Here is a 2,680-nt window from a genome sequence, read left to right on the forward strand (position 1 = left end):
TTGCGTGATAAAGGAGATAATACTAGTAGGATTACCATTGATCAATTAATAGAATTAAATGCGTATAAACCAACCGCAAATAATCATAATATTAATGATATACAAAGTACATATCAAAAGATATTGAGTCTTAGATTTAGTTCTAGAAGTAAAGATGGTCTTGATAGAGAAATATTTGTTATGTTTACTCAATTTTAAATTATGGGTTCGGCAGAAGTTCCTTATGTCGATATTCAAATTTATCCCAAGGCATTAAAACTTTTAAACTATCTCGAAAGTTGGGTACGCTATGCTTTGGCAGAGTTCAGAGATTTAAAAAGTAGTTACGCAAAAACAATGTTTCGTCTTCTTAAACAATTTCGAACTACTGGGTATGCTTATTTTTCTAAGAATGACTTTTTTGAATTACTTGATATTCCTAAAAGTTATTGGAATAAACCTGCAAATGTTGAATCTAGAGTTATTCGGCCAATTAAGGAAGAATTAACGCCGCTTTTTAAGGGGTTAGCTATCAGAAAAAAGTATGGTAAGGGGCGGGGGAAACCAGTTATCGGTTATTCTTTTTCTTGGAAGCCTGAAAGAAAAAACGCAAATGATTTTTCTCAAGGTCATTTTCAAGACGAGCGTCAAAAACTTTTTAACATCCAGCATAATGGTGAATTAACAGAACAAGAAAAATGGCGCGCCATTGACAAGGTTAAGGGGTTAACTTTAGGCTCTACTGAGAAACAAGCATTGGCTGATAAACAGGCCGAGCACGATAAAAAAATAAGAGATCAGACAAGACAAGAAATGCTTGCTGAACTCCGAAAGGGGTTTGGAAAACATGCCTAAAACTATTAGAGAACTTGCTGATGAATTTGGTGTATCAAAACAAGCCATTAGGAAAAAACTAGATGCAAACTTTAGAGCAAACTATGTACAAACCGTGACTAGGAACGGGGTACAAACCTTAGTTGTTGTCAATTCAGGTTATTTACTGCTAAAACAGCATTTTATTGGTAGTAACAGCCAAAAACCAGAAGGGGTAACATTTACTAGTAACACTGGTAACAAGAATACTGATACAATAGAATTGCTCAAAGAGCAGTTATCAGTCAAAGATAACCAGATTAAAGAGAAAGATGAGCAATTAAAGTCAATGCAAAAGTTATTAGATCAATCACAGCAATTGCATTTAGTGGCTGAAAAGAAGATTGAAGAATTAAAAATGATTGCTATTAAAAATAGTGACTCTAATTCAATAAAAAACAACGCTTTTGAACAACCAAAGAATAAATGGTGGCATTTTTGGTAATGCTAAATAATGTGTTTGGGAGGAATTTATTTGAATCTTGGAAAAAAATAAAAGATAATGAAATAAATTTTGACGGGAAACTACCTCGTTATAAGTTATATTTATCTAATGTAAAAGATGGTGTGTCCGTTAATACTTGGTGGGACGACGTAGAAAAGAACTTAAATGCTGCAAAGCAAATTCAAAAACTATTTGGAAGTAAATATTTTGAGTCTCCTATTGAAGTAGCGTATGTCGAAGGGAACCATTATTCTATATACTCGAATATAAATCTGGGATTGAATATCGGTAAAGAAATTGATAAATTTATGCTGAAGGTAATAAGTAATGGATAAAATGAATTTAATTTTACTATTTCCGACTTTGTTTATGTTGCATGAAATGGAAGAGATAGTGTTTATGCCAAAATTCTTAAAAGCATTAAAGAGCAAAGAAAACTTTCCTACTTCTCAATTTAGACATTTTGTAAAAGTCATAAGTCCATTTCAGTTTAATTTAATAATATTTCAACAACTGATACTTCTTTTTATATCATCTATTTTCGCGTACTATTTTCATCTCTATATTTTCTATATGTCAATAATGTTAGCATTTTCATATCATATATTAGGCCATGTTATCCAAATGATACTCTTAAAAAAATATGTGCCTGGAGTATTAACGGGACTCTTTTCTTCCTTCCTTGTTATTTATTTTGGAGGGTCTTGGTCTGTAAATTGGGGAGTCACAGTACTTCTTTCAATGGTGATGTTAGTAATAATAATAGGAAATTTAGGATTGATGTATCGTCTTACAGGTATGTTAAATAAGACGAATTAGTGACAGGTAGTAAATTGCTTAACCTTAAACGGTAGATTGTAAAATTAATCCGAACAACGTTCGAACAAAAAGATCAGCCTTCCTTAAATTGGTGTTTGCCACAAAACCATTTTCTAGGAGTTGATCTTTTGTTTAGTATAACCTATTCTGAATGAATTAAAATCGAAACCTTTTGTGAACTAGGACTAGCCAATGTCCAAATGGCTGAGCGGTTAAAACGATCGCCGTCCACGATTTCTTATGAATTATCTCGATGTCAACCTTATCAAGCTGAGTTGGCACAGGCAAATGCTGAATCTAAGCGAGTGCAATGTGGCCGAAAAACTAAATTGAATGCCAAATTGAATGCCAAATTGAATGCCAAATTAAAGCAAACCATTCTAAACCATTTACGTCTAAGCTGGTCACCGGAAGTGATTGCTCATGAGCTTAAACTAGCCACTAAATCTATTTATAATTGGTTATATCAGGGAAAAATCGAATTCTCCTTGAGTGAACTACCTGAACATGGGCTACGCCAACGGCGTATACTTGACCAACGTTCTAAATATAATCAATCATTAG

At 33.0% G+C, this 2,680-nt stretch carries 3 protein-coding genes and 2 pseudogenes; all 5 read left to right on the forward strand.

Annotated elements, in window-relative coordinates:
• Positions 1-834: pseudogene (locus B2008_RS07395) on the forward strand (replication initiation protein); the annotation flags it as partial.
• A complete protein-coding gene (locus B2008_RS07400) occupies positions 827-1,297 on the forward strand; it encodes a DUF536 domain-containing protein (protein WP_286822636.1) in 471 nt (156 codons plus the stop codon). The pseudogene B2008_RS07395 and the gene B2008_RS07400, both read left to right, overlap by 8 nt.
• Positions 1,291-1,632: a hypothetical protein gene (locus B2008_RS07405; protein WP_286822637.1), complete on the forward strand. Its 342-nt coding sequence runs from the start codon at positions 1,291-1,293 to the stop codon at positions 1,630-1,632. The genes B2008_RS07400 and B2008_RS07405 overlap by 7 nt, the downstream gene beginning before the upstream one ends.
• Positions 1,625-2,116, forward strand: a complete 492-nt coding sequence (locus tag B2008_RS07410; protein WP_286822638.1) for an HXXEE domain-containing protein — start codon at positions 1,625-1,627, stop codon at positions 2,114-2,116. The genes B2008_RS07405 and B2008_RS07410 overlap by 8 nt, the downstream gene beginning before the upstream one ends.
• A gap of 155 nt (positions 2,117-2,271) precedes the next feature.
• Positions 2,272-2,680, forward strand: a pseudogene (locus B2008_RS07415) (helix-turn-helix domain-containing protein); the annotation flags it as partial.

The organism is Lactobacillus sp. UBA5813 (genome assembly GCF_002417895.1).
Classification (GTDB): domain Bacteria; phylum Bacillota; class Bacilli; order Lactobacillales; family Lactobacillaceae; genus Lactobacillus; species Lactobacillus amylolyticus.